The organism is Pseudoclavibacter sp. AY1H1, from assembly GCF_002931055.1.
Taxonomy (GTDB): domain Bacteria; phylum Actinomycetota; class Actinomycetes; order Actinomycetales; family Microbacteriaceae; genus Pseudoclavibacter.
Genome location: NZ_PSXX01000002.1, coordinates 85,169 through 109,330, shown reverse-complemented (window position 1 = coordinate 109,330; position 24,162 = coordinate 85,169). Strand labels below are relative to the sequence as shown.

At 68.0% G+C, this 24,162-nt stretch carries 26 protein-coding genes and 1 tRNA gene; 18 read left to right on the top strand and 9 right to left on the bottom strand.

Features of this window, described 5'->3' with window-relative positions:
- The first annotated feature begins 3 nt into the window (after positions 1 to 3).
- From C5E05_RS04810 to C5E05_RS04785, 6 genes are read left to right on the top strand one after another with little or no spacing between them, the layout of a single operon-like run.
- Positions 4 to 2,958, top strand: coding sequence for a phage tail tape measure protein (locus C5E05_RS04810; RefSeq protein WP_146081032.1), 2,955 nt, complete (start codon positions 4 to 6; stop codon positions 2,956 to 2,958).
- On the top strand, positions 2,946 to 3,767 hold the full coding sequence (locus C5E05_RS04805; RefSeq protein ID WP_104341275.1) for a hypothetical protein: 822 nt from the start codon (positions 2,946 to 2,948) through the stop codon (positions 3,765 to 3,767). Before C5E05_RS04810 ends, C5E05_RS04805 begins: the two co-directional genes overlap by 13 nt.
- 13 nt (positions 3,768 to 3,780) lie before the next feature.
- On the top strand, positions 3,781 to 4,887 hold the full coding sequence (locus C5E05_RS04800) for a hypothetical protein (RefSeq protein WP_104341274.1): 1,107 nt from the start codon (positions 3,781 to 3,783) through the stop codon (positions 4,885 to 4,887).
- Positions 4,887 to 5,477 carry a hypothetical protein gene (locus C5E05_RS04795; protein WP_104341273.1) on the top strand — a complete coding sequence of 197 codons (591 nt, stop codon included), beginning with the start codon at positions 4,887 to 4,889 and terminating at the stop codon, positions 5,475 to 5,477. The genes C5E05_RS04800 and C5E05_RS04795 overlap by 1 nt, the downstream gene beginning before the upstream one ends.
- An 11-nt stretch (positions 5,478 to 5,488) precedes the next feature.
- A complete protein-coding gene (locus C5E05_RS04790; RefSeq protein WP_104341272.1) occupies positions 5,489 to 7,435 on the top strand; it encodes a sialate O-acetylesterase in 1,947 nt (648 codons plus the stop codon).
- A gap of 2 nt (positions 7,436 to 7,437) precedes the next feature.
- The gene (locus C5E05_RS04785; protein ID WP_104341271.1) at positions 7,438 to 8,049 is read left to right on the top strand and encodes a hypothetical protein; all 612 of its coding nucleotides are present in this window, start codon (positions 7,438 to 7,440) and stop codon (positions 8,047 to 8,049) included.
- Here the strand turns inward: C5E05_RS04785 and C5E05_RS04780 are convergent.
- The gene (locus C5E05_RS04780; protein ID WP_146081031.1) at positions 8,046 to 9,323 is read right to left on the bottom strand and encodes a hypothetical protein; all 1,278 of its coding nucleotides are present in this window, start codon (positions 9,321 to 9,323) and stop codon (positions 8,046 to 8,048) included. The two genes, C5E05_RS04785 and C5E05_RS04780, sit on opposite strands and share 4 nt — an antisense overlap.
- Positions 9,324 to 9,352: 29 nt before the next feature.
- Between C5E05_RS04780 and C5E05_RS04775 the strand changes: the two genes are divergently transcribed.
- The 7 genes from C5E05_RS04775 to C5E05_RS04750 all read left to right on the top strand — a co-directional run bounded on the left by C5E05_RS04775 (position 9,353) and on the right by C5E05_RS04750 (position 12,950).
- Complete coding sequence (locus tag C5E05_RS04775) at positions 9,353 to 9,718, top strand: hypothetical protein (protein WP_104341269.1); 366 nt, start codon at positions 9,353 to 9,355, stop codon at positions 9,716 to 9,718.
- Positions 9,715 to 10,701 carry a hypothetical protein gene (locus C5E05_RS04770; RefSeq protein WP_104341268.1) on the top strand — a complete coding sequence of 329 codons (987 nt, stop codon included), beginning with the start codon at positions 9,715 to 9,717 and terminating at the stop codon, positions 10,699 to 10,701. Before C5E05_RS04775 ends, C5E05_RS04770 begins: the two co-directional genes overlap by 4 nt.
- A 7-nt stretch (positions 10,702 to 10,708) precedes the next feature.
- A complete protein-coding gene (locus C5E05_RS20040; protein ID WP_181059366.1) occupies positions 10,709 to 10,870 on the top strand; it encodes a hypothetical protein in 162 nt (53 codons plus the stop codon).
- Positions 10,871 to 10,941: 71 nt separating this feature from the next.
- Positions 10,942 to 11,751, top strand: a complete 810-nt coding sequence (locus C5E05_RS04765; RefSeq protein WP_104341267.1) for an N-acetylmuramoyl-L-alanine amidase — start codon at positions 10,942 to 10,944, stop codon at positions 11,749 to 11,751.
- A 5-nt stretch (positions 11,752 to 11,756) separates the two neighbouring features.
- Positions 11,757 to 12,215: a hypothetical protein gene (locus tag C5E05_RS04760; RefSeq protein ID WP_104341266.1), complete on the top strand. Its 459-nt coding sequence runs from the start codon at positions 11,757 to 11,759 to the stop codon at positions 12,213 to 12,215.
- On the top strand, positions 12,212 to 12,640 hold the full coding sequence (locus C5E05_RS04755) for a hypothetical protein (RefSeq protein WP_104341265.1): 429 nt from the start codon (positions 12,212 to 12,214) through the stop codon (positions 12,638 to 12,640). Before C5E05_RS04760 ends, C5E05_RS04755 begins: the two co-directional genes overlap by 4 nt.
- Positions 12,641 to 12,644: 4 nt before the next feature.
- Entirely contained in the window at positions 12,645 to 12,950 is a 306-nt protein-coding gene (locus C5E05_RS04750; protein WP_104341264.1) for a holin, read from the top strand.
- A gap of 88 nt (positions 12,951 to 13,038) precedes the next feature.
- Here the strand turns inward: C5E05_RS04750 and C5E05_RS04745 are convergent, their stop codons facing one another.
- From C5E05_RS04745 to C5E05_RS04740, 4 genes are all read right to left on the bottom strand, one after another.
- On the bottom strand, positions 13,039 to 13,245 hold the full coding sequence (locus tag C5E05_RS04745) for a helix-turn-helix domain-containing protein (protein WP_104341263.1): 207 nt from the start codon (positions 13,243 to 13,245) through the stop codon (positions 13,039 to 13,041).
- Positions 13,242 to 13,376 (bottom strand): hypothetical protein, encoded by a 135-nt coding sequence (locus C5E05_RS20435; RefSeq protein ID WP_258064771.1) that lies wholly within the window; start codon positions 13,374 to 13,376, stop codon positions 13,242 to 13,244. Before C5E05_RS20435 ends, C5E05_RS04745 begins: the two co-directional genes overlap by 4 nt.
- A gap of 205 nt (positions 13,377 to 13,581) precedes the next feature.
- Positions 13,582 to 13,728, bottom strand: a complete 147-nt coding sequence (locus C5E05_RS20035; RefSeq protein ID WP_181059365.1) for a hypothetical protein — start codon at positions 13,726 to 13,728, stop codon at positions 13,582 to 13,584.
- 16 nt (positions 13,729 to 13,744) lie between these two features.
- Positions 13,745 to 14,257: a hypothetical protein gene (locus tag C5E05_RS04740; RefSeq protein WP_104341262.1), complete on the bottom strand. Its 513-nt coding sequence runs from the start codon at positions 14,255 to 14,257 to the stop codon at positions 13,745 to 13,747.
- 74 nt (positions 14,258 to 14,331) lie between these two features.
- On the opposite strand from C5E05_RS04740, the gene C5E05_RS04735 reads away from it, so the two are divergent.
- Positions 14,332 to 14,619, top strand: a complete 288-nt coding sequence (locus C5E05_RS04735) for a DUF3263 domain-containing protein (protein ID WP_104341261.1) — start codon at positions 14,332 to 14,334, stop codon at positions 14,617 to 14,619.
- Positions 14,620 to 14,751: 132 nt separating this feature from the next.
- On the opposite strand, the gene C5E05_RS04730 is transcribed toward C5E05_RS04735, so the two are convergent.
- Positions 14,752 to 14,823: transfer RNA gene (locus C5E05_RS04730), tRNA-Arg, on the bottom strand.
- 258 nt (positions 14,824 to 15,081) lie between these two features.
- On the opposite strand from C5E05_RS04730, the gene C5E05_RS04725 reads away from it, so the two are divergent.
- Together C5E05_RS04725 and C5E05_RS04720 are read left to right on the top strand one after the other, a co-directional pair.
- Positions 15,082 to 19,194 carry an ATP-binding protein gene (locus tag C5E05_RS04725; RefSeq protein WP_104341260.1) on the top strand — a complete coding sequence of 1,371 codons (4,113 nt, stop codon included), beginning with the start codon at positions 15,082 to 15,084 and terminating at the stop codon, positions 19,192 to 19,194.
- A gap of 237 nt (positions 19,195 to 19,431) precedes the next feature.
- Positions 19,432 to 20,760 carry an MFS transporter gene (locus C5E05_RS04720; RefSeq protein ID WP_104241824.1) on the top strand — a complete coding sequence of 443 codons (1,329 nt, stop codon included), beginning with the start codon at positions 19,432 to 19,434 and terminating at the stop codon, positions 20,758 to 20,760.
- A 213-nt stretch (positions 20,761 to 20,973) separates the two neighbouring features.
- Here the strand turns inward: C5E05_RS04720 and mscL are convergent, their stop codons facing one another.
- From mscL to C5E05_RS04705, 3 genes are read right to left on the bottom strand one after another with little or no spacing between them, the layout of a single operon-like run.
- Positions 20,974 to 21,411 carry a large conductance mechanosensitive channel protein MscL gene (gene mscL / locus C5E05_RS04715; RefSeq protein WP_104241822.1) on the bottom strand — a complete coding sequence of 146 codons (438 nt, stop codon included), beginning with the start codon at positions 21,409 to 21,411 and terminating at the stop codon, positions 20,974 to 20,976.
- A gap of 44 nt (positions 21,412 to 21,455) precedes the next feature.
- On the bottom strand, positions 21,456 to 21,758 hold the full coding sequence (locus C5E05_RS04710) for an FmdB family zinc ribbon protein (protein ID WP_104241820.1): 303 nt from the start codon (positions 21,756 to 21,758) through the stop codon (positions 21,456 to 21,458).
- Positions 21,759 to 21,817: 59 nt separating this feature from the next.
- The gene (locus tag C5E05_RS04705; protein WP_104241818.1) at positions 21,818 to 22,396 is read right to left on the bottom strand and encodes a 5-formyltetrahydrofolate cyclo-ligase; all 579 of its coding nucleotides are present in this window, start codon (positions 22,394 to 22,396) and stop codon (positions 21,818 to 21,820) included.
- A gap of 133 nt (positions 22,397 to 22,529) precedes the next feature.
- On the opposite strand from C5E05_RS04705, the gene C5E05_RS04700 reads away from it, so the two are divergent.
- Positions 22,530 to 23,450 carry a UTP--glucose-1-phosphate uridylyltransferase gene (locus C5E05_RS04700; protein ID WP_104241816.1) on the top strand — a complete coding sequence of 307 codons (921 nt, stop codon included), beginning with the start codon at positions 22,530 to 22,532 and terminating at the stop codon, positions 23,448 to 23,450.
- Between the two features lie 12 nt (positions 23,451 to 23,462).
- Positions 23,463 to 24,110 (top strand): GNAT family N-acetyltransferase, encoded by a 648-nt coding sequence (locus tag C5E05_RS04695; protein WP_104241814.1) that lies wholly within the window; start codon positions 23,463 to 23,465, stop codon positions 24,108 to 24,110.
- Positions 24,111 to 24,162 lie beyond the last annotated feature (52 nt).

The following is a 24,162-nucleotide window of genomic DNA, read 5'->3' as shown; positions in this document are numbered from 1 at the left end:
GCCGTGAAGAGCGTTCTCGTCACCCTCGGTATGAACAACGCCGACTACCTCGCGAAGGCGAAGCAGTCGGCGCAGGCCACGGAAGACCTCGAGGCGGCACAGGCGGCGCTCGGCGACCGGCTCATGTCGCAAGAGCAGGCGATGCAGCACGTCGGCACGCAGATGACCGTCGCCGGTGCCGCCATGACGGCGTTCGCGCTCTCGGCGGTCATGACGTCCTCGAAGTTCGAGTCGTCGATGTCGTCCGTGCAGTCCGCGACGATGGCGCCCGTCGAGCAGATGGGCATCCTCCGGGACGCCGCGCTCGAGGCGGGCCAGTCGACGGTCTTCACCGCCACCGAAGCGGCCGCGGGCATCGAGGAGCTCGGCAAGGCGGGCCTCTCCACGTCGAACATCCTCGGCGGCGCCCTCACGGGTGCCCTCGACCTCGCCGCAGCTGGCGAACTGTCCGTGGCCGACGCGGCCGAGCAGACCGCGACGACCCTGTCGCAGTTCAAGCTCGCCGGGGACCAGGCAGTGCACGTCGCCGACCTCCTCGCCGCCGGTGCTGGCAAGGCACAGGGTGGCGTCTCCGACCTCGGCCAGGCCCTCAACCAGTCCGGCCTCGTGGCCTCCCAGATGGGCCTTTCCGTCGAGGAGACGGTCGGTTCGCTGACCGCCTTCGCGAACGCGGGCCTCCTCGGCTCCGACGCCGGCACGAGCTTCCGCACCATGCTGATGCGCCTCACGAACCCCTCGGGCGAGGCAGCCGACATGCTCACCGAGCTCGGCATCCAGACGCGCACGGCGAGCGGCGAGTTCATCGGCATGTCCGGCCTCGCCGGTCAGCTGCAGACCAAGATGAAGGACCTGTCGCCGGCAGCTCGTGACGCCGCGATGGCGATCATCTTCGGCCAGGACGCGATCCGCGCCGCGAACGTCCTCTACGCCGAAGGCGAGGAGGGTATCGCCGGCTGGATCGGCCAGGTCGATGACTCCGGCTACGCGGCCCAGGTCGCCTCCGCGCGCCTCGACAACCTCGGCGGCGACGTCGAGGAGCTCGGCGGGGCGTGGGAAACCGCGATGATCCGCATCGGCGCCAGCGCGCAGGGACCACTCCGCGAGGTCGTGCAGTCGGCGGTCGAGATGGTCAACGCGATCGGCGACGCGGACCCGGCCATGCAGGGCGCGTTCCTCACGGCCACCGCCCTGGCCGGCGGCATCCTCCTCATCGGCGGATCCGCGCTGGTCATCATCCCGCAGGTCGCTGCCACACAAGCCGCGCTCATCTCGCTCGGCATCACCGCAGCGGCCACACGCGCCGCTGTCGTCGCGGCGCTGAGTAGCCCGGTAGCCGTGGCCGTCGTGGCTGCGGCAGCGGCTGTGGCTGGCCTGGAGGCCGCGTCACGGGCACTGTCGCTCTCCACGGAGGAGGCAGAGAACAAGCTCAAGGGCGCGACCGACGCGGCCACCCTGTTCCAGACCGTCGCGAAGGCCGACCAGAAGCTGTTCGAGGGCTACCTCGACGAGCAGGGCATGAAGCAGCTCGCGGACCTCCCGCAGCTGCTCACCGACATTCGCGCGCAGGCCGACGAGCCCTGGAAGTTCGGGGAGTTCTTCGACACCGGGTTCTGGGACGCGAAGAGCAGACTCGAGGAGATGGGGGAGGCGCTCGCCGACCTCGACCCGCTCGTCGCGGCGGAGAAGTTCAAGATCCTCGCGGACGAGACGGACGGCAGCACGGAGCAGCTGACCACCCTCCTGGGTGAGATGCCCGCCTACCGTGACGCGCTGCTCGAGCAGGCGAACGCGCAGGGCGTCGTCATCGGCGACCTCGAGACGCTCGCCGGGCAGCAGCAGCTGGCCCGATTCGCGACGGAGCAGAGCACACCCGTCGTCGACGACTACTCGGAAGCCCTCTCCGGGCAGGCAGCGCAAGCCGAGGACGCGTCCGGCGCGATCGCTGGCCTCGCTGAGGAGCTGTCGAACTACAACAGCATCCTCTACGACTCCCTGAACGCGGAGATGGACTACTTCGACGCCGTCGACCATGCGCGTGAAGGTCTCGAGGACTTCAACGAGCAGCTCGACGAAGGGGAAACCCTCGTCGACGGCATGACGGGCAAACTCAACCTCCAAGCGGAGGGCGGGCGCAACGCCATGCAGTCGCTCATGGACGTCGGGCAGGCGACTCGCGACTACGCCGCGGACCTGTGGAACACCACGGGCAGCGCGGAGCAAATGCAGGCCGCACTGCAGTCCGGGTGGGATCAGGTCTACGACCTCGGTCTGCAGATGAACCTCTCCGAGGAGCAGGCTCGCGCGTACGCGGACCAGCTCGTCGGCATCCCGGACCAGGTCGCAACGGAGATCGTCGAGAACGCTGACGAGGCTCGGCTCCGCGTCGGCCAGTACGTGTTCGCGCTCGGCACCGTGCCGGGCAGTATCGTCACGCAGATCGGTGCGAACACGGACGGCGCGCAGGGCTCCATCGACACGTTCATCAACAACAACAACGGCCGCGTCATCACGATCTACACCAACACGGCGTCAGGCACGCAGGAGATCCGCTCCAACGGTGCCATGACCGGCAAGGCGGCGGGTGGTGCCATTTACGGGCCGGGGCCGAAGGGTGTCGACTCGATGCCGTTCATGCTCGCCCCTGGTGAGCACGTCCTCACGGCCGGCGACGTCGACAGGCTCGGCGGGCAGGCAGCCGTCTACAAGATGCGTGAACTCATCCAGCGGGGAGCCTTCCAGGGCCTCGCGCTGGGCGGGGACCCGTATGGCGGGTGGGGGCAGGTCGCGTCGCAGTCGAACGTGTCCTACTCGTCGCCGTCGTACGCGCAGTCCTCATCGGTCACGGACGCACGCCAGGACAACCGCAGCGTGAGCTTCACCGGCTCGTCGTCGGACGACAGCCGCCTCGAGCGGCTCGTCCGCAGATGGATCAGGGAGGAGGCGACGTGGCCGGCGTAGACGACTACCTCGTGCTCCTCGTCCGGGAAGCCGACGAGGCCGTGCTGACGTTCTTCACTGGCATCCGCCACGGGGGCAGCAAGTACGGGCTCGGCATCAAGGCGAAGGGGTTCACCGGGTGGGGAGAGAAATCCCTGTCCGGTGAGTCCGTCCGCCAGGTGGAACGGCACGGCGCTCTCCTCGGTCGTCGCCGCCGCGACGCGCAGACCGTGAGCATCCGAGCCGTCGCTGAGGAGCGCACCGATTGGGAGCTCGACCAACTCGAGCGCACCGTGTTGGGGTTCCTCGCTGAGGGCGACAAATGCCGCCTCCAGGTGCAGAAGTCGGACGGCACCCTGTGGTCGCCGGCGGTGCTCGACGCGGTCAGCTTCACGCCGCGCGGATACGCCCCCAAGGCGGACGTCGAACTCGACCTGCTCCTGCCGGACTCCATCCGGTACGGGCAGCACGAGAAGCAGACGGCCACCTCGGGCACGGCAGTGGTCGTCGCGAACCGTGGCACGTTGCACGCCTGGCCGATCATCACCGTCACCGCGACGACTGCGATGCCGGGCGGGTACGGGCTGCGGTTGAAGAACTTCGCCGGCGCCGAACTCGGGTACTTGCGCATTAAAACTGCGCTCGCTTCGGGGAAGTCGCACCGCATCGACATGGCGAAGGGCCGCGTCTACGCGGACGGCGTCATCGTCTGGCAGGCGCGCCACTCCGGCACGTCTTGGTTCGTGCCTCGCGACCAGATCTGCAGCTTCCAGGTGGAACCCATCACCGGAACGGCCTTGGCGGTCATCGAGTTCGACGAAGCCCACTGACGGGGAGGTGCGCATGCCGGAGTACCGGTACTTCATCGGCGACACCAACCCCGGCTCGAACTGCGTCGAGGTGACGCCGCTGAGCGGGTCCGAGCAGGACTCGTGCAAAACCATCGGGCGCGGCACGCACACCTTCTCGCTCGGCGAGGACGGCCTCGACCTGTACTGGGCCGACACGGAAGTGATGTTCCAGCCGTGGACGCGGTCGATCATCGTCGACTACGACGGGCGCATCACGTTCGCGGGCACCATCACCGGGCACAGCACGAACGAGGCCGCGGAAACCATCGAGGTGCACTCGCAAGCGTTCCGCATCTGGCTCTCCAAGCGCCTCCCGTCCGGCATCGACGCGTTCAAGGACTCCACGTACGGGATCTACGACCTCGACGAGCGCGGCGGGCAGCTGGTGACGCTCGAGAAGGGCCTCGTCGGCTCCTCACCGCGCTTCACGCTTCCCGTGAACGACTTCGAGGACTCGTGGGTGAGCCCGGGCACCGTGCGCCGCACGCACGAGTGGTACGCCGGCAAGAGCATCGAGCAGATCATGAAGGAGCTCGAGGACCTGCCCAACGGGTCGGACCTCCACTTCCGGCCGCAGTGGCGGGATGGGGTCGTCGGCGGGTCATGGTTCTGGGAGCGCCGCCTCGGCACACCCCGACTGCAGGCGCCCGAGTACGACTTCGACCTCGACGCGCCCCTCTCGGGAGCGCTCGACGTGAACATGGACCTCGAGGCCATCAACCAGGTGACTGGTGTCGTGCTGCTCGGCGGCGGCAAGAACCAGGACACGCTCTTCGCGAAGGCCTCCGCCATCGACCCCGCCTACACGGGGCCGTGGCTGGACGAGATCGAACGCATGGGCGACATCGACGACCAGGCCGTGCTGAACCAGCACGCGCAGTCGATCGCGAACTCACGGAAGCGACCACGCCGCACCCTGTCGCTCGCCGCGCAGTCGGACGGGGACGTTTCGGCGGGCGAGTGGATTCCGGGCGTGCGGGTCACGCTCCACAAGGCGAAGCCGCGCACCTTCCCCGCAGGGACGCACACCCGCTACGTCACGGGGTGGCAGCACCGGGTCGGGTCGGAGCTCATCACGCTCGACACGTTGGAGATCTGATGCGCGACGACATCGAGGGCACCGCGTTCTCGAAGCTCGACCGCCGAATCACTCGTCTCGAGCAAGCGGGCATCACGCGCATCAGCTTCGGGCCCGGGCAGCGCATTCGGATCTACGACGAGGACGGCGTCGACGTCGGCTACGTCGGCGAGCTCCCCTCGGGTGGCTTCGGGATCAGCTACGTCTACGACGGCGCCGTGACCTCGGCTGCGGGTATCGCGGCCGTGCACAAGGCGACGCTCGACTACCTCGACGTGCTCGGCGCGTCGCACGCGATCACCCTCTCGGAACACGCCGCGAAGAACGCCGGCCAAGACGCGTCCATCTCGTACCTCAACGGCGAGAAGAACGTGCACGCCGGGCAGATCGCCGCACTGCAGTCGAACGTGTCCGGCCTGCAGTCCGGGCTCGGGAGCCTCGAAGGGGCGCTCGGCGCGTTGCAGTCCACAGTCGGCGGCATGGCGGGACTCGCCGAGCTCATCACGGCACTCGACAACACGAACCGGATCCAGAACCTCAAAATCACCGCGCTCGAGAACCGTCTTGACCGTCTCGACGGCGGCGGCGGCCCGGCCAACCCAGGCACGTAGGAGGCCACCACATGCCAATCGTCAGTGGCCAAGTCCGAGACTTCGGGCTCGCCGACCTCACCTCGCATCGATTGCGACTCATCTTCAGCCCGAGTAACAGCGCCGCGATGGGCCCTGACGGAACGTTGGTCCTTGGGCCGGTGGTCGTCGAGAACGACCAAATCAACCCGACTACAGGCGGCTTCCAGGTGGAGCTCGCCCGCACAACGCTACTCAGGCCCGCGACGTTCTTCACGTTGCGCGCGGAGTGGTTCAGCAAGACCAGCGACCGGCTCGAAGGTGTCGCGGTCATCGACTGGCCCCTCCGTGTTCCGGCGGCCGGCGGCGCACTGTCCACGCTCCTCAACATGCCCGGCCCGGTCAGCGCCACCGCGTTCTCAGCCGTGGACCCCGGCGCGCTCGTCGCTGTCGGCGGCGTCTGGGTGGACACCGGAGTTACCCCCCGCACGAATCAGGAGGCGAAGAGCATGAGTGAAGTTGTCTGGGAAGACCTCGGCGAAGCCCGAGCGATGGACGACCCGTCAGCGACCAGCCTGCTGGAGGGGGACACCGCGTTCCGCCGCGCTCTCCACGCTCGCTTCGGCCCGATGGTTGCCGAAGCGCTCGCAGCGGATCCGACCCTCGGCCCGATTGTGTCCGCGATGACATCGACGCTCCTCACCACGGAGCTCGCAGGCCGTGACATTCCTGAGGGTGGCGACGATCGACTCTTGAAGCGCCCCGCGTCTTCGCGGACTCGCTTCTACGACGAGACGAGCAACCTCGTGGCGGCGGAGATCGACGAGAGCGGGGACTCGCACGTGTACGGGCCGCTGCACCTCGGCGTCGGCAAGGCGGTCATGAGGCCGTCTCGCCGGTTCCGCTACCACGACGAGGGTGGCCGAATTGCGTGGGAGATCGACCCGTACTCTGGCGAGCAGCTCCTCATCGTTCCTCGCGTGCACGTCGTTTTCGGGCTCGGGCAGTCGAACATGGAGGGCCGCGGGCGACCGTTCGGCGCTCGCCTCGACCCGCCGCACCGTCGCATCCACATGTGGGACTGGCCGAACAGCGCGCTCGTCCCCGCGACCGTGCCGCTCTCCTCCCAGCAGCAGCAGGTCGGCCTCAGCGTGCTCTCGGTCATTGGCCGGGAGGTCGCCGAGCACGACACGAACTCTGCGGTGGTGCTCGTCAACGCGGGCGTCGGGAACTCGGGGCTCGTCGCGACTCCGGTCGCCGGGTCCTGGGCAGTCGACTACACCGGCTCCGTCCCTTCGCTGTGGCCCATCGCGCGCGACACGATGACGAAGTCGCTGGAAGTCATCGCGCAGAAGCACCCCGGCGCGCAGATCATCCCCTGGGTGTTCTGGCACCAGGGAGAAGCGGACGCGAACACCCCCGAGGCTGCCTACACGACGGCCCTCGACGCGCTCTTCACCGCAGTCCGGACCCATCTCGGCGACGCGACGATCCCCATCGTCGCCGGCGGCATGGTGCCCGAGTACGCCGAGGCGCACGCAGGCCGTATGGGCGTGCGCAAGGCGCTCATCGGCGTGCAGTCCAGGCTCGAATTCACCGCCTATGCGGACGGCGCGCGCAACGGTGGCGGCTCGCAGAACCTGACCGACACCGTGCACTACGCGCGAGGCGGGGTCGTGGACCTCGGGAAGCGCATGTGGCGCGGAGCTCTCCGCGCAGCAGGCGCATCCGCCTCGTCGATCCCGCACAAGCCGCTTGATGTCATCGTGCACCGCGCCGGCACGAGCGTCACCGTGAGCTGGTCCCCGCCGGACTCGCGAGCCACGGACTACGTCGTCGACTACCGAGTCGATGGCGGGGCGTGGACGAACGTCGCCCGCCCGATCCCCGCCGACACATCCGCATCGTTCTCGGCGACGGGTGTCGTCGAGGTGCGCGTCGCGACGAAGAACGGCACCGAAACCTCGGAGTTCACGCTCCCCGTCAACGCGATTGGATGACCATGCCCGACATTGCCCAGAAGGGGTCGTTCACCGCCTCCTACCTCCCCAGCATCCCGGGGTACACGGACACGTTCAACCGAGCGAACGGCGCACCCGGCAACGGGTGGGTTGGGGTCTCCCAGAACGCGAACCCGCCCATGCCGATGCAGATCGTCTCGAACCGACTCGCGGTCGTGGCAGGCTCCGGAACTCCCGGCAATGCCATGTGGCTTCGAGAGTCGCGTGCAGCCGACGCGGTCGTGACGATCACCATCGGCGCCGTCGGCGACCGGAGCGGTTCCTTCGTGGTGCGAGGCGTGAGTTTCGACGACGCGATCGAGGTCGCATGGCGTCTCACTTCGGGCGATGGACGGATCACGGTGTTCCGTCGGGGTCCCGCCAACGCGCGCACTGAGATAGCGCGGGGGACGGCCGCCAATGCGGTTCTCGACGGTGACGTCATCGTCATCACCTTCATCGGGACCACGCTGCAGATCGTCCGCAACGGCACAATCGTGCTGACGGTCGATGTGCCAGCTCCGACGGGCGCTTCGACTCGCCACGGCTTCCTCGCCTATGCGACGGGTGCGGGTGGAGTCACCTATGACGCCATCAAACTCGAAGAGGCCTAGATGCCCGCGAAGGTCTGAATGTCGTGCATGTCCTCGTCGCGGTGCACGGTCGAGCAGTATCCTTCGTGCCCAGCGGCCTTTGACTCCCGCAGGGTGACGGTTGAGGGGCACGGCCCATTCGCGGCGTAGGCGCACGCTCTTGGGCGGTCCATCCGGTCTGATCGTGCAGCCCTGATCTTTTCGATCAACTTCATGTCGTTCTCGCTTCTGGTCGCGCTCATACTAGCCCTGCGCTGCCAGTAAATGGGAGCGCTAGACAAGTTGCCTGTCGTGCGCTCGCGTGCCCAGTGGGCGTCGACGTCCGGCTGGGTCCAAACCCAAACGCGCATTTGCTGATCTCCGACCAGGACATTGGTTCCCAGCGCGTCACGGATTCGGTGGTTGATTGAAGTTCCGTTGTTTTCGATCAGATGGGCCACCTCTGATCGGATGATCTCGATCGTGTCACCATCGAGCTCGCTGCCGATGCCCACCATCCATGGCTCACCGAAGATCTTGCAGGCGATAGCGACGACCGGAACGTCTGTGTAGTCGCTTCCTGCCAGCTCTTGTTGCCAAGGTCGGCCGGCATTCAGGAACGAGGACTCGCTTGAAGGTGCGTGCCCTCCCCACGTCACTGCTCCCCAGGGGACTAGTTGGGACCCGAGGATTGGTTGGGGGCGGCCCGCTCGCAGTAGCTCCAGCTCTCGTTTCTGGTCCGCCAGAGCAGGGGCGCTTCGGCGAGCAGCCAACCAGTTAGAGAGGCCCAGATTTCGTCGCGCCTGCATTTCTGAGGCGTAGATCCGTTCTTGCCAGCGAGCGTATGTGAAGAGCTGAGCGTTCTTCGCGTGGTAGGGATCGAGCCCGGGAAGCTGCACGAGCCTCGCGAACCCATACGGGAAGAGGTTAGCGAAGTCTTGAGCGGATCGAGCGGTCCTTTTATCTCCGAGCAAGGACAGGAGCAGCGCGGCCTGTTGCAGCTCAAATCCGGCCTTTGCGGCGATCCTGGTGTCTCGATCGTGTTCCGCGAATGAGCGACGCTCGCCTTTCGCGTGATCCGTCCCAAGCTCGCTTATGGCGAGTTCAATGATCCGGTGCGCTTCGCCGAAGAAGTCTTCGTAGGCCCGCAGCTGCTCTTTTCTCAGCCATTCGCTGCGCGATCTACGACCAGCCGAGAACGCGGCGATGAGTGCACCGACGACGATCACGATCACTCCGGCTCCACCGATCCAAAGGTTCGCGATCTCAACGCCCGTCGGGGGTGGTCCTGAGGTGCTCGCCAGAAGTTCGATCATGAGTCGAACCATACCTAGAAGGAGACCTCATGGCTCGCGCTGTCGTATCCGAAACGGTCGTGCTCCTCGCGGGTGACCGCGTGGACCCGATCACCATCCCCGTCACCACCGTGGAGGGGACCGCGGTCGACCTCTCGGAGTGGACCGATTGGCGGTGCTGGTGGAAGGCCGGGACGAAGGTCATCGCCGCTCAGATCGGCACTGAGCGGCTCGCCGACGGGGTCCTCGAGATCACCCTCACGGGCGCTCAGACACGCGAGCTCCTCGGGGCGGCCGAAAGCGTCACCGGCTCCTACGACGCCGAGGCGACACGGACCGACGACACGGAGCCCACGACCTGGATCGAAGGCAAGTTCCGCATCCGGGATGACGTCACGAAGGAAGGCACCCCGTGACCGAGTACAAGGCCGAGGTTCAGCCGCAGCCGCTGTTCTTGGCAACTCTCCCTGAGGGGACCGTCATCCCCGCCCCGCAGGCAGGATGGTCGCTCGAGTTCCAACGCACGGCCACGCACCTCGAGGTGCGCCAGGTGCGCGGGTCCGAGGCCATGGACTGGTTCCAGGCGATCGCGTTCGCCGACCTCGCCGGACCTCCCGGAGCGGTTCCCGTGTTTGCGATCGTCGACGGTGCCCTCGCGTACCGATTCGGGGGCTCCGGCCCCTGGGGGCAGCTCCTCGCGCTCGCCGAGCTCAAGGGCGACCGCGGGCTTTCCGCCTACGAGGTGTGGCTCGGCGCCGGCAACACGGGCACGGTCGCAGGCTTCCTCGCATCACTGCGGGGCATGCCTGGCGCCGCGTCGACGGTTCCGGGTCCGCCCGGTGATCCAGGGCCGCAGGGCGCGGGCGGCACACCGAACGTCGACCTCGTCGGCACGGTGCCGCCGAATGGCGCTGTGACGGCTCAGCCGCTCACGGTGTACAAGAACACCACCCCGGGCGCTCGCGTCCAGCTGTGGCTCAAGGAGACGGGCACAGGCAACACCGGGTGGGCGCCGCTGCGTATCTCGACCGGGTGGATCAACATCACCTCGCTGCAGGACCCGGCCCGCACGGTGCTCGCGTCTTCGTCAGTGTTCGTTCGCCGTGACAACGACATCGTGTCGATCGCCGCGAAGGTCGTCCAAGTGGCCCCGTCGTCGAGCACGACGGGAGTGCTCTTCCTGCCCGAGGGGTTCTGGCCAATCGCCGCCGTCAACCAGACCGGATCGGCGACGATCCTCACCGCGTGGATGGGCGCGACCGCGCAACAGGCAACGTTCAATTGGTATCAGGCGTTCGGCTCGCTCCGTGGCTTCTCGCTGGGACCGTTCACGACGACGGCTCGCACGTGGGACATCTACGGCACCTGGTACTCACCTCAGCAGACGATCGCGATCTAGGAGCGACATGGGCCCCGACCTGACCACACACACCGACGAGGAGCTGCAGGAGGGCGTCACCGCTCGCCTGCGCGAGCAGGAACGACGCCGCCTCGAGCGCGAGCCGGCCGACGAAGCGGACGCGCTCCGCCAACGCCTCGCTGAGCTGGAAGCCGCCCAGGCTTCATAGCCGCGCCACCCCACACCCTCGGCCCTGCACTCACCGTGCGGGGCCTTTCCCATGCCCCAAGGAGGCACCGCATGACGTTCTCCAACGTCGCCACCGACACGTCCGGCAACGGCGGCCAGTTCTCGAACAGGCCAGCCCGCGTCGACCGTTTCATCGTCCACCACGCAGCGACCGCGTCGCTGTCCGCCGTGCTCTCCATGATGAGCACCGGCTCCCGGCAGGTGTCCTCGAACTACGTCATCAAGGACGAGCAGGTCGTCGGCGTCGTCCCCGAAGAGAAGCGCGCGTGGACCTCCGGCTCCGCGACGTGGGATGGGCGCTCGATCACCGTCGAGACCTGCAACTCGGCAACGGGCGACGCGTCCGGCTGGCCCATCTCCGAAGCCTCCTACCAGTCGCTCGCCCGCCTCATCGCGGACTGCGCCACCCGGTACGGCTTCCCCCTGAACCGCGACACCGTCATCGGGCACGGCGAGCTGTACTCGCGCTACGGCGCGAGCTACTCGACCGCCTGCCCCGGTGGCATCAACCTCGACCGGCTCGTCACCCTGGCGATCGGCTACCAGAAGGGCGGCGCCACCCCGGCGCCCGCCGAACCCGAACCATTCATCCTGGAGGATTCCATGCGCATCGCATTCGTTCCCGAGCTCGGCCACCACTACCTCGTCACCGACAGCTTCGTCCGCAAGCTTGAGGACCAGCCCGGCGCGAAGGCCGAGGACGCCATCAAGGCCATCGAGACACTGTACGAGCCCAAGAAGGTCGTGCCGTTCGCGCTGTTCTGGCCGATGTGGGTGAACATCAACGCCGGCAACAAGGACGACTCCGCGACCGGCAAGGAGCTGCAGGCCGTCGCCAAGAAGCTCGGCATCGCGAGCTGACCGTCATGTGGCGTCGTCTCGCGCGGGCGAGCATCTGGCACCCGGACGCGATCCCGCCCGAGGAGCTGAAGTACGCATCCATCAAGCGGGTGTGGTTGCCGCTCTACGACTTCATCGCGATCCTGGCCGGCATCTGGGCGCTCGTGTTCGGGAGCCCGATCCTGCACAAGCTGTTCACGAACGAGGCCGTGGACTTCCTCGGCGCCCTGCTCGCAGCGGCCGGGCTCGTCTGCTTCTTCGGGGTGCTCTTCCCAGCGCTCTGGCGGGTGGAGATTGCCTGCAAGCTCGTGATTCTGATGCTCCTCGGCGGGTATGCGGCGACCATCGTCGTGTTCCGCACGAACCCGGAACCTGAAGCCCTCTTCATCGTCTTCATCCTCTGCCTCGGCATGATCCCACCCCTGATCCGCCTGTCGATCCTCGGCGAGGAGATCAAGGACCGCCACGACGAGGGGGACGCATGATCGCAGAGGCCAGCGGCGTCACCATCGACGGGCAAGGGTTCATCACCATCGCCGTCGGCCTGCTCGGGTTCCTCGGCGTGCTCGTCACGTTCCTCGGGACGCGCGGCAAGACGACCGCTGACGCGAAGGCAGCGCTCGACAAGCGCATTGACGACCGCCTCGCCGCGCAGATGACCCTCGACGAGGAGAAGATCTCGAAGCTCACCGCCCGCGTGGAAGAGCTTGAGACCCACTCCGGCCACCAGGACCGGAAGATCACACGCCTCGAGGACCGCGACAAGCGCAAGTCGCAGATCTTCCAGCGCATCTTCACCACTCTCGCCGCGATGCTCCCCGCCTCGCCCGAGCTCGAGCTGACGACGTCGGAGATAGACCTCGTCGGCGACACCATCCCGCCCTCATGGGTGCGACACCTGAAGGAGTAACCTCATGTCCCTCATCTCTGAACCCGAGACGCACGGCGAGCACGTCGAGCGCACCACGAAGCTCGCCGCCGAGCAGAAGCCGTCCGCACTCTGGTCGGTCCCGTTCTGGCGCGGCACCGGCGAACGAGCCATCAAGACCGCTGCTCAGGCGTTCGTCGCCACGCTCACCGTGTCGACCGGCGCCGAGCTCATTCCCGCCGTTGGCGTGGAAGGCATCAGCTGGCTCGCCGTCGGCTCCGTCACTGCCGTCGCGACAATCCTGTCCGTCGGCACGTCCATCGGTAACGCCGACTTCACGGCCGGCCGCTGACGCACAGCACCAACGACTCCGCCCCTCTCGCTGTAGCGACCCTGGACACCCAGGGTGACGCTGCGCGGGAGGGGCGTGTTTCGTCGTTCTAGGACTTGGGTGTCTGCGCTGCCTTGATGATGCGGCTGACGTGCATGGGGGAGAGGTCGACGTCTTCTGCGATGTGGGCGCGGGGCATGCCTGCGGCGTGGGCCGCGAGTACGGCGGCTTCGCGGTCGGCATGCGCTTGGGCGAGGCTTTTCGCTGCCGCGGTCAGTTTGCGGCTGTGTTCTTCGTCTTCGGGTCGGCGTTTCATCGGCGGTTCCGTACTGCGGTCGCGAGGGCGATGACGGCGACGATGAGGGCGGCGATCCCGATGATGAGTGTGATGACTTCCATGGCTGCTCCTTGTAGCGTGGGAGGGGTGGCCCCCGGTGCTTGGTTCACCGGGGGCCTCTCTGGTCAGTCCTTGCGCCTATTGCGCTTGGCTGTCTGCCAGAGGATGACGGCGGTCAGCAGGTTCACTGCCGCTGTCAGTAGGCCGATGATTTCCACCGGGCCTCCCTCCTGTCACCGTGTCTCGGTGACAAGATAAGTGTAACATTATGTTCGCTAAACATACAACACGATGTTGCACTTTCTGGCGGAGCGACTAAGACCTGTCAGACTTCACCGACGTTAGCTCCCAGCCCTCGGGCACCATCTCGGCAACCTTGGCTTTGGCTTCCTCGTAGGACTCGCCCTCGGCGTGCAGCGTCTCGGTGGTGGTGGGGCGGATGACGGCGATGAGCTTGATCATGCGAGGAGCCTAGCCCTCACCACCCCTTCTTCCTCGTCGCCCGTTGAGCCATGAAGAGCAACGCCACGGACAACTCAGAGGCGAGCTGGCTGGCCGCGAGCGCGTCGCCTTCGAGCGTGACGGTGCCGCGGATCTGCGCGTTGCCGTGCGAGATCGCCCACTCCTTCTCGCTCATGGTCCCGACCTCGAGTGCGTGGCGGACCTCCGCGCGCACGCCACTTTCTGTCACCCATTGCAACATCTCGAGCCACGCGTCGAACACCTCGAGCGGCTCGAGCAGGAGCGGCTCGTACGTGTCGCCGTTGACTGTGACGGGAGCCGGCACGAGCTCGCCGTCGATGTCCCGCAGCGGCGGTGTCTCGCCCCACAGGAGCCAGGACATGCCGTCGACGGGCCTCGTCGCCACCGGGCGCCAGCAGACGATGCGCTTCGTCCACTGCGAGTCGACCCGCTCGCGGACCGTCTCGCACCGCAACGCCAGCGACTCGAGGGCGACTTCGGCAGGGACCTGCACGGCTGGTTCGTTCATGCCGTGGATGCTCGCACAGGCCACCGACAGTGACCTCTCCGCGCATTGTCGGTGGTCGGTCGTAGCCTGCCGGCATGCTCACTCACATTGAGCGCAGCCTCCTCGAGTTCGAGGCCGCGCACCTCAGGCACACGGCGGCGAAGCAGGAAGGCATCCGGCAGCACGGCTTCGCGTCGTCGCCCACCGCCTACTACACGATGCTCACGGCAATCCTCGCGAACCCAGAAGCGATCGCAGAGTTCCCGCAGCTCGCCGCATGGCACAAGCGAGCCGCCGACGCCAGAGCGGGGACGAGGGAGCGCAGGCGCATCGAGCGCATGGAGAGCGCGTCCGACCGAGTGCGGAACGAGCTCGCGAGCTGACCTCAGTGCCCACATTTTGCCCACAGTCGGAGCCGAAAGGCCGAGATATCGAGTGATATCCATAGAAGAACAGAACGGCCGACTCTCGCGGATTCTCGCGGAAGTCGGCCGTTTTTACTGTGTCTTGGAGAGTGCCCCTGGAGGGACTCGAACCCCCAACCGTTTGCTTAGGACGCAACTGCTCTTCCATTGAGCTACAGAGGCTGGCGCGACAATGCTACCGGTGCTGGCGGCCTCCCGTGTGCAGCGGCGCCTGATTCGGGGACGAAAAGTTGGTCGAGGTGCGGGCGACGCACGCGCGCCTCCACCCGCCGACGGGCCCAGACACCTACAGTGTCACGCGTGTGGGGTCTGTTTCGTAAACGAGGTTCAGAGCCGGGCGACGCGAAGAGCGACGGTCACGGCTCCGGCAAGGGTGCGCCCACAAACAATGAGACGGAGCCGATACCCGACCTCAGTCCAGTGCGCGAGCGCCTCGAACGTGAGCGTGAGGCGCGCGACAGCGAGGCCCGCGAGGCGGACGACGATCTCGATCTCGGACGCGACCACGAGGACGGCGTCAGGGCACGAGGTGGCGACGGCCCGAGCCTCACGCGAGGCCGTTCCTGGGTCGCGGATGCGGTTGCGCACGAGCGCAGGACCCACCCGGTTCCCTCCGCCGACGAGGAGGCGCTCACTGCGCTCGACCTCGAACGCGCCGAACAGGCGAGGGCGCTCGAGGCCGCAGTCGACGCGGCGCAGGATTCGTGGCTGCACGAGCTCGCGCAACTCGGCGGACCATCCCCTCTTCTCGACTTCGCCGATGAACCCGGCACGTTCGTCGAGCTGACGAGCGCGCACCCGGGCGGCATCGCCCCCTTCGCGGCGGGCAAGACAGTGCTGCTGTCTGCCCTCGTCCGCGAGCACTCCTCGTTCCGCGGGGCGCGCGACGCGGCCGACCTCATCGCGCAGAAGGGCACCGAGCTGCTTGCTGGCCGCGGCATGAGCACGATCCAGCTGGCCACGGGCTTCGCCGAGTGGACGCAGGACGGCACCCACTTCCGCGCCCCCATCCTGACCCGCACGGTCGACCTGCGCCGCGCGGGCCGCGACTACGAGTTCACCCTCAAGGGCCCCAGCCGAGTGAACGCGTCCCTTGCGAGGCACCTTGCGCAGCACTTCGGAGTGCGACTCCCGGTTGCCGAGCTGCTCGAGCTGGCGAAGTCGAACGACGCCTTCCTCCCGCAGCACGTCTTCGACCGCATGCGCGCACTCGGCGCATCCATCCCGCAGTTCACGGTCTCGGCGCGCGCCGTCATCTCGAGCTTCGGGGAGGTCGCAAGCGCCATGCTCCGCGACACGAACGAGCTCACGCACCCCGTCCTGCGGGCGCTCGCCGGAGACGAGGAGGCGCGCCAGAAGGTGGCCGCCGTGCAGCCGGCTGAGCAGCGACCGAGCCCGGACCGCCGCGACCCCGTGGGGGACCGGTTCCTCCTCGACGCTGACACCGAGCAGGAGCGCGTCGTCGACGCCATCGCTGCCGGCAACTCGGCCGTCATCAACACCATGCCGGGCACAGGCCTCACGCAGACCGTCATCAACGCGCTCGGTCTGCTCGTCGCCGACGGCAAGCGCGTACTCGTCGTCACGCCCCGTTCCGCGAGCATCCGCGCCATCCGGGCGCGCCTCAAGAGCGTCGGGCTCGAGGGGCTCGCCGTCACGCCGCGCACCCTGCGCCGCGACGCGATCGCCTCGATCTCGCGCAACGAGAAGGCCCGCAAGCCCGCGATGCACGAGCTCGACGACGCCCTCGTCCGCCTCCGCCACGTGCTCGCCGACTACCGCGACGCGCTGGTGCACCCCGACCCCGCCCTCGGCGTCTCGGCCCTCGACGCGCTCGAGGAGCTCTCCCGCCTCGAGCTGCGCGAGCAGCCCCCGACGACGACCGCTCGACTCGACCGCGACGCCATCGAGGCGATCGCGACTGGCCGCGACGCCATCGCCCGCCAGCTGCGCGCCGCCGGCGAGCTCGGCCAGTTCAAGTACGGCCCGGACGACTCGCCCTGGTACGGCGTGTCCTTCGAGTCGACCGACGAGGCGAACCGCGCGCAGGAAGCCGCCATCGAGCTCGACGCCGGCACCCTCGTCGAGGTCATCGACCGTGCCCAGGAACTCGTCGGACGCACCAGGATGCGCCCGGCAGAGACCTACGGCGAGCTCGGCATCTACCTGCGCCTCCTGCTCGACCTGCGCGAGACCCTCGACCGGTTCCGCCCCGCGGTCTTCGACCACTCGCTGACGGACGTCATCCACGCCACGAACCCGAAGCGCGACGGCAGCGACCTGACATCGGCCCGCCGCCGCCAGCTGCGCCAGCTCGCGAAGGACTACGTGCGGCCCGGCGTCGTCGTGGACGACCTCCACGAGTCGCTCAAGCTCGCCCAGCGCCAGCGCATCCTCTGGCACCGCTACGTCACGGACGGCTCCACGCCGACCGTCCCGACGGGCATCTCCGACGTGCGCAAGTTCCACCGCGAGGTCGCGGAGAAGCTGCGCCTCCTCGACGAGCCGCTCGTCGACGCCGGAGCCGTCTCGCTCAGCGAGCTGCCGCTGGCCGAGCTCCCGGCCCGCATCACGGAGCTCGCGGCCGACAGCGAGGTGCTGCACAATCTCGTCGAGCGCCTCACCATCATCGAGCGCCTCGAGAACCTCGGCCTCACGCCGCTGCTCGAGGACCTCTCCGAACGCCACGTCGAGGCTGAGGCGCTCGGCGACGAGCTCGAGCTCGCCTGGTGGCAGTCGGTGCTCGAAGACCTCCTCGACCGCGACAAGGCGCTCCTGAACGCCAACACGCGAGTCGTGACTCGCCTCGAGAGCGACTTCCGAGTCGTCGACCAGGCCCACACTGACCACTCGGCCGCCCAGCTCGCCTGGCAGCTCGCCGAAGCGTGGAAGGTCGCCATCGTCGACTACAGCGAGCAGGCGGATGCGCTCCGCCAGCTCCTGCGCCGTCCCGGCGTCCCCTCCACGAAGCTGGCCGTCGAGGCCGGCGACGTCTCCAAGAGCATCGCGCAGCTGTGGCTGACCACCCCGTACGACGTGCCGCTCGTGAGCGAGCGCATCCACTTCGACACGGTTGTGCTCGTGGATGCTGGAACCATGTCGATCGCCGAGAGCATCGGCGCGATCCGCAGAGGCGACCAGGTCGTCGCATTCGGCGACCCCGTCACCCAGTACCCGACGCCGTTCACGGTCGCCGTGACCCGCCCGGCGGCGGACAGCACCGACGCGTGGGGACTGCGCCACGAGGACGCCGTCGGCGAGTCCGTGTATTCGCGGCTCGCGGAGTTCCTGCCGGAGCACGCGCTCACGCGCAGCTATCGGGCCGGCGGCGAAGACCTCGCGGAGCTCATCAACAGGCGCTTCTACAAGGGGCGCATCCGCTCCATGCCGTGGGCGGGGACCCTGCTCGGGCACTCGAGCCTCAGCTTCTCCTTCGTCGAGAACGGCACGGGCCTGCCTGACCCGATCACGGGAGGGGTGGAATCCACCGACGGCGAGGTCAGCCGCGTCGTGGAGCTCGTCGTCGACCACGCCGTGCACCGGCCCCGCGAATCGCTCATGGTCGTCACGGCTTCCGCGCTGCACGCCCGCCGGGTCGAGCAGGCGGTCTACTCGGCCGCCTCGCGCCGGAGCGACATCGCCGACTTCTTCACGGCAGCACGTGGGGAACCGTTCACGGTCACCACGATCGAGCTGGCCACAGCGCAGTCGCGCGACCGCGTGATCTTCTCCATCGGCTTCGGCCGTACTCCCCACGGCCGTGTCCTCGCGAACTTCGGAGTGCTCGGCACCGAGCTCGGGGAGCGCGCGCTTGCCGTCGCGATGACGAGGGCGCGTCGCTCACTCGTCATCGTCTCGTGCATCCGCCCCGGCGAGCTCGACCCTTCGCGCATGTCCCGGGGAGTGCTCGGACTCGCGCAGATCCTCGGAGAGGCAGAGACCAAGGGCGATGCGCCGAGCACGGGCCCAGGCCTCGAACAGGGCGCAGGCGAGGAGGCGCCAGCCTCCGACGACGACGGCACCGAGGGCGACGACCGCGAGGTGGAGGCGCCGCCCATGCTGCTCGATCTCGCGAACCGTCTCGAGTCGTTCGGCATGACGGTCGAGCTGTTCCACCGTGGCCGCGTCCCCCTCGCCGCGGCGTACAAGGGGCGCGCCATCGCGATCGACACCGACGGCCTCGACCTGAGGATCGCGGGCTCGGCCGACGCGACGCTGCGGGAGACGTTGCGTCTGCGCCCTGAGCTCCTCAAGCGCCTCGGCTGGTACTACCTGCGAGTGCACTCCTTCGAGCTCTTCGCGCACCCGGAAGCAGTGGCCCGACGCATCGCGAAGGCCCTCAAGGTGCCGCTGCCTGCGGAGACCGCGGTTGTCACGGCCGGTTCCCTGCAGGGCGAGCTCGGTCAGCTCACCTCCGGTGCCGCAGCCCCGAGCGGCGCGGCATCCAGGGCCAACCTCGAGTCGGTCACCCTGCCGGACGGGAACCAGCAGATCGCTATCGGCCGCCCTGGCGAGCCGGGCGGTGCGAGCTGAGCGTGAACCCCGGCACGCCTGCACCACGGAAGCCGCGACGCCGAGTCACCACGGAACCACCTCCCGGCAGCGATCCGAACCCCCAATCGCCTGACGGCTCGAACGGGCCCGCCGTGCTCGCCGGCGAGGATTCGCCCGCAGCCTGGGGCGACGCACCCGTCCGCTACGCCGACGACCGGGTGGAGAGCCCCCGCGGGCCCAACGACGACCGGCTGCGCGCCGACAAGCCACCGCACTATGGCTGAGCGGGCGATAGAGCCGAACGACCCGACGGTCCCCGGCTCCGACCCCGAGCATCCGACGACCGGCCAGGTCCCCATCGTCTCGAACGCCGACGACGCGCGGCCGCCCATCCCCGCCGAGATCTGGGTCCTGCTCGTCGCGACCTTCTTCATCGCGATCGGCTTCGCGCTCATCGTTCCCGTCCTCCCGCAGTACGCGTTGAGCTTCGGCGTCGGCGCGACGCTCGTATCGGTGGTCGTGAGTGCATTCGCGTTCATGCGACTCGTCTTCGCGCCCGGGGCGGGAGCTCTCATCAACCGGTTGGGGGAGCGGCGCATCTACGTCGCCGGACTGCTGATCGTCGCCGCCTCCACCGCTGCCGTCGCGTTCGCGCAGGACTACTGGCAGCTGCTCGTGTTCCGTGGACTCGGCGGAGTCGGATCGGTCATGTTCACGATCTCGGCGGCCGGCATGATCGCCCGCTACTCGCCGCCGCAGATCCGCGGCCGCATCTCCGCCCTCTGGGGTGGCATCTTCCTCGTCGGGAACATCGCGGGCCCGGCGGTCGGCGGGGCGCTTGCCCAGTTCGGCATCGGGGTGCCGTTCCTCGTCTACTCGGGAACCCTCGTGATCGCGGCGGCCATCGTCGGCATCATGATGGGCCGCGCCCACCGCATCACGGCGAAGAAGACCGCCGAGGAGGCCGGCCTGCACGACGCCGGCGACGACCGTGCGCCCGCGGCCAAGAAGCTCGAGCCGAAGTCGCTCCGCGAGGCGCTCCAGGACTCCGCGTATCGCGCGTCCCTCGTGTTCGGCTTCGCCAACGGATGGGCGAACTTCGGGGTCCGCACCGCGATCCTCCCGCTGTTCGTCGCGACGAGCATCAGCCAGGAACCGTGGGTCATCGGCGTCGTCATCGCGGTTGGTGCCGTCGGGAACGTCGTCTCGCTCCAGTACGCCGGCCGGAAGACCGACCGCATCGGGCGAAGGCCCTTCATCCTCGTCGGACTCGGCGTCTCCGCGGTCGCGATGTTCGCCACCGCGTTCGCCGGCGACATCGTCACGATGCTCGCCCTCAGCTTCGTGCTCGGGCTCGGCTCTGGACTGGCCGCGCCCGCCGAGCAGGCGGTCATCTCGGACATCATCGGCTACGGCCGCAGCGGTGGACAGGTGCTCTCCACCTACCAGATGACGCAGGACGCCGGCAGCATCCTCGGCCCCATCGTCGCCGGCGTCATCGCCGACCTGTTCGGCTTCACCTGGGCGATCATCATCTCCTCGATGATGCTCGCCATCGCCTGTCTCTCCTGGGTGTGGGGCCGCGAGACGTTCCGCTCGTCCTGAGCCGACCCACCGTCAGCGCTGGGAGCGCTGGAAGCGCTGGAAGCCGTGGAAGCGCAGGAGGCGACGTGGCGCGCGCTTCGGTGGCGGCATCACGGCCGGATGCGACGTGCAGCGTCTGCATGCAAGACAGGAACGCCGCCGGGGTGACCGGCGGCGTTCCTGTCTCTTCGCAGTGCTCCGAGCTGGTAGCGCTGCTGCGCTGAGCGCGGCGTCCTAGGAGCGGGTCTCGGGGCCCTCGCCCTGGAGCTTCGCGGGTGCCTCCTGCTGTGCCTTGAGAAGGTCGCGGATCTCCTCGAGCACGTCCTTCTCGGTGACCGCGGCCTCGACGGCAGGCTTCGGCTTGCCGTGGATGAGGCGGTAGCTCATGTCGTTGAGCTTGTTGATCGGCAGGATGATCGCGAAGTACACGACCGCTGCGATCAGGACGAACTGGATGATCGCGGCGATGACCGCGCCGAAGCCGATGGGCACCGTGCCGATCGTGACCGTGGCGGCCGCGATGTCGTCCGCGTTGAACAGGGCGGCGATGACCGGGTTGAAGATGCCGTCGACGATGGCGTTGACGATGCTCGTGAACGCTGCGCCGATGATGACGGCGACGGCAAGCTCGATGACATTGCCCCGCATGATGAATTCGCGGAATCCCTTCATGGGGTCCCCTTTCGTTCGGTGCTGGAGTGCTGAGTCGTGTCAGTTCAGGACGCGGCGGGGGAGCTGCTGCCGCTCGAGGCGGCGGCGGGTGCCGGTTCCTTCTTGGTCGCGGCGGGCTTCGCCTCCGCGGAAGTCGAGGCGGAGGAAGAGCTCGAGCTCTTCTTCGCACTGGCTGCGGAATCGGTCCGGTAGAAGCCGGATCCCTTGAAGGAGACGCCGACGGCACCGAAGACCTTGCGCAGCTTGCCTCCGCACTTGTCGCAGACGGTGAGGCTCGCGTCAGCGAACCCCTGCTGGATATCGAAGGCGTTGTCACATTCGGTGCAACGGTATGAGTAGGTAGGCATATTCTCGCTTTCGGGACCAGAACAGCATAATCGCGCGAGAGAGCCGGCGGGGAAATGCTTCAGAAACGTCGGATTCCCGATGGGGTGACGACCCCATCCACTCGCTCGTCGTGCGCTTCGCGGGGAACGACCTCGAGGAGCTCGTCGTCGTAGACGACCGCGTAGACGGGCGGGCGGCCGGCCATGGAGCCGAGCGTGCGGTCGAAGTAGCCGCGACCCCAGCCCATCCGGTAGCCGTCCAGGTCGACGGATGCGGCGGGGATGATGAGCAGGTCGGCGTCGCCCAGGGCGATGGGGCCGAGGAGATCGCCCGTCGCCTCGGGGAATCCGAGCTCGTGCGGACGCTCAGACTGCCCGTCGGAGACGACCCAGTCGAGGAGCCCGTCCTCCCGCGTGACGGGCAGCAGGACGGTGATGTCAGCTGCGCCGGCCCAGGCGAGGAAGGGCCGCGTGCTCGGTTCGAATTCGCCCGACAGGTAGCAGGAGATGCGCGTCGCGCCGTGCTCGGCGACGAGCTGCTGCAGGCGGAGGGAGATCTGCTCCCCGCGCTCTGCCAGGAGCAGTTCCCCGTGGCTGCGGCGGCGCTGTCTGGTGTCGGCGCGGAGTGCTCGTTTCTCGGTCTTCGCATCGGTCGACATGGGAACGAGCCTAGCGAAGCGACCCCTCGCGGGTTGGGGAGGGCTTGGCCGAGAACCCGGAGCCCGTGCCGCAATGACGCGCCACGTGCACCTGCGTTTCGCGATGGCATTCGGTGGCCATACGATACGGCCTATGTCCTCGCGCATCACTAAGGCCGTTATTCCAGCTGCGGGCCTCGGGACGAGGTTCCTACCCGCGACGAAAGCCATTCCCAAGGAGATGCTCCCGGTCGTCGACCGTCCCGCCATCCAGTACGTGGTCGAGGAAGCCGTCGAGGCGGGCCTGTCGGACGTGCTCATGATCACGGGGCGCAACAAGACGACGCTCGAGAACCACTTCGATCGTGTCGCCGAGATCGAAGCGCTGCTCGAGGCGCGCGGGGAAACGGAGAAGCTCGATCGCGTCCGCGCGGCCACGAATCTCGCCGATGTCCACTATCTGCGCCAGGGGGATCCGCTCGGTCTGGGGCACGCGGTCCTGCGTGCCTACCAGCACGTCGGCCACGAGCCCTTCGCCGTGCTGCTCGGCGACGACATCATGGCGGGCGGCTCGCTGCTCTCGCGCATGATCGAGGTGCACGAGGCGACCGGCGCGAGCGTCGTCGCGCTCCAGGAAGTCGACCCGGCCATGATCTCCTCGTACGGCGTCGCCGCCTACGACGCGTCGTCGAGTGTCGAAGACGGCGTCCCGGGGGCCGGGCCGGACACGATCCAGATCACCGGGCTCGTCGAGAAGCCCGCGCTCGAGGACGCTCCGTCGAACTACGCCGTCATCGGCCGCTACCTGCTGCGACCTGAGGTCTTCGGGGTGCTCGAGCAGACCAAGCCGGGCGCTGGGGGAGAGATCCAGCTGACCGACGCCCTGCAGGTGCTCGCCGCGAACCGCGAGGAGCTGGGTGGCGTGGTCGGTGTCGTCTACCGTGGTCGGCGCTTCGACACGGGCAACAAGCTCGACTACATCAAGGCGATCGTCGAGCTCGCCGTCGACGACCCGAAGCTCGGACCCGCGCTCAGCCCGTGGCTGAAGCAGTTCGCCGCCTCGATCGGCGAGTAGACTCCGCTTTCTATGAGCGCATCCGTCCCCACGCTGACGCACGGCCCCGTGTCGCTGCGTCCCATCAGGGTCCGGGATGCGCGGGAGCTGGAGTCCGTGCTGCTCGCGAACCGCGAGTGGCTGCAGCCGTGGGAGGCGACGAGCCCGGGCGGCGGTGGCCGCTGGGATGTTCGGGGTGGTATCCGCTCGCTCCTGTCCCAAGCCTCAGCGCACACGGCTCTGCCGTTCGTGATCACCTACGAGGGCCGATTCGCCGGACAGCTGACCGTCTCCGGCATCAGCTACGGGGCCCTGTCATCCGCGACTCTCGGCTACTGGGTCGCACGTGAGTTCGCCGGCAAGGGGCTCGCGACGATCGCCACCGCGATGGCCACCGACCACTGCCTGCAGGGCCTTGGCCTGCACCGCATGGAGGTGTGCATCCGGCCGGAGAACGCAAAGTCCCTGCGGGTCGTCGAGAAGCTGGGCTTCAGGTACGAAGGCCTGCGTCGCCGCTACATCCATATCGACGGCGACTGGCGCGACCATTTCTGCTTCGGCGTCGTCCGCGAGGAGGTCCCTCAGGGCGTGCTGCGGCGCTGGCGGGAGGGTGTCGCAGACGAGCGCGAGGCGCAGGTGCCTCAGGCTGACTGGGAACGGACGGCGCAGCCCCTCGTCTGAGTCGCCGCGACGCTGCGAGCGTTGATATCCGCCTGCTTCGCCGGTTGTCGCA

Bases quoted from the DNA above. Each gene is read 5' to 3' on its own strand.
- C5E05_RS04775 (WP_104341269.1), top strand. From the start codon at position 9,353: ATGGCTCGCGCTGTCGTATCCGAAACGGTCGTGCTCCTCGCGGGTGAC.
- C5E05_RS04695 (WP_104241814.1), top strand. From the start codon at position 23,463: ATGAGCGCATCCGTCCCCACGCTGACGCACGGCCCCGTGTCGCTGCGT.
- C5E05_RS04745 (WP_104341263.1), bottom strand. From the start codon at position 13,245: ATGAAACGCCGACCCGAAGACGAAGAACACAGCCGCAAACTGACCGCG.
- C5E05_RS04750 (WP_104341264.1), top strand. From the start codon at position 12,645: ATGTCCCTCATCTCTGAACCCGAGACGCACGGCGAGCACGTCGAGCGC.
- mscL (WP_104241822.1), bottom strand. From the start codon at position 21,411: ATGAAGGGATTCCGCGAATTCATCATGCGGGGCAATGTCATCGAGCTT.
- C5E05_RS04705 (WP_104241818.1), bottom strand. From the start codon at position 22,396: ATGTCGACCGATGCGAAGACCGAGAAACGAGCACTCCGCGCCGACACC.
- C5E05_RS04735 (WP_104341261.1), top strand. From the start codon at position 14,332: ATGCTCACTCACATTGAGCGCAGCCTCCTCGAGTTCGAGGCCGCGCAC.
- C5E05_RS20040 (WP_181059366.1), top strand. From the start codon at position 10,709: ATGGGCCCCGACCTGACCACACACACCGACGAGGAGCTGCAGGAGGGC.
- C5E05_RS04765 (WP_104341267.1), top strand. From the start codon at position 10,942: ATGACGTTCTCCAACGTCGCCACCGACACGTCCGGCAACGGCGGCCAG.
- C5E05_RS04780 (WP_146081031.1), bottom strand. From the start codon at position 9,323: ATGATCGAACTTCTGGCGAGCACCTCAGGACCACCCCCGACGGGCGTT.
- C5E05_RS04785 (WP_104341271.1), top strand. From the start codon at position 7,438: ATGCCCGACATTGCCCAGAAGGGGTCGTTCACCGCCTCCTACCTCCCC.
- C5E05_RS04790 (WP_104341272.1), top strand. From the start codon at position 5,489: ATGCCAATCGTCAGTGGCCAAGTCCGAGACTTCGGGCTCGCCGACCTC.
- C5E05_RS04795 (WP_104341273.1), top strand. From the start codon at position 4,887: ATGCGCGACGACATCGAGGGCACCGCGTTCTCGAAGCTCGACCGCCGA.
- C5E05_RS04700 (WP_104241816.1), top strand. From the start codon at position 22,530: ATGTCCTCGCGCATCACTAAGGCCGTTATTCCAGCTGCGGGCCTCGGG.
- C5E05_RS04720 (WP_104241824.1), top strand. From the start codon at position 19,432: ATGGCTGAGCGGGCGATAGAGCCGAACGACCCGACGGTCCCCGGCTCC.
- C5E05_RS20035 (WP_181059365.1), bottom strand. From the start codon at position 13,728: ATGATCAAGCTCATCGCCGTCATCCGCCCCACCACCACCGAGACGCTG.
- C5E05_RS04755 (WP_104341265.1), top strand. From the start codon at position 12,212: ATGATCGCAGAGGCCAGCGGCGTCACCATCGACGGGCAAGGGTTCATC.
- C5E05_RS04710 (WP_104241820.1), bottom strand. From the start codon at position 21,758: ATGCCTACCTACTCATACCGTTGCACCGAATGTGACAACGCCTTCGAT.
- C5E05_RS04740 (WP_104341262.1), bottom strand. From the start codon at position 14,257: ATGAACGAACCAGCCGTGCAGGTCCCTGCCGAAGTCGCCCTCGAGTCG.
- C5E05_RS04760 (WP_104341266.1), top strand. From the start codon at position 11,757: ATGTGGCGTCGTCTCGCGCGGGCGAGCATCTGGCACCCGGACGCGATC.
- C5E05_RS04800 (WP_104341274.1), top strand. From the start codon at position 3,781: ATGCCGGAGTACCGGTACTTCATCGGCGACACCAACCCCGGCTCGAAC.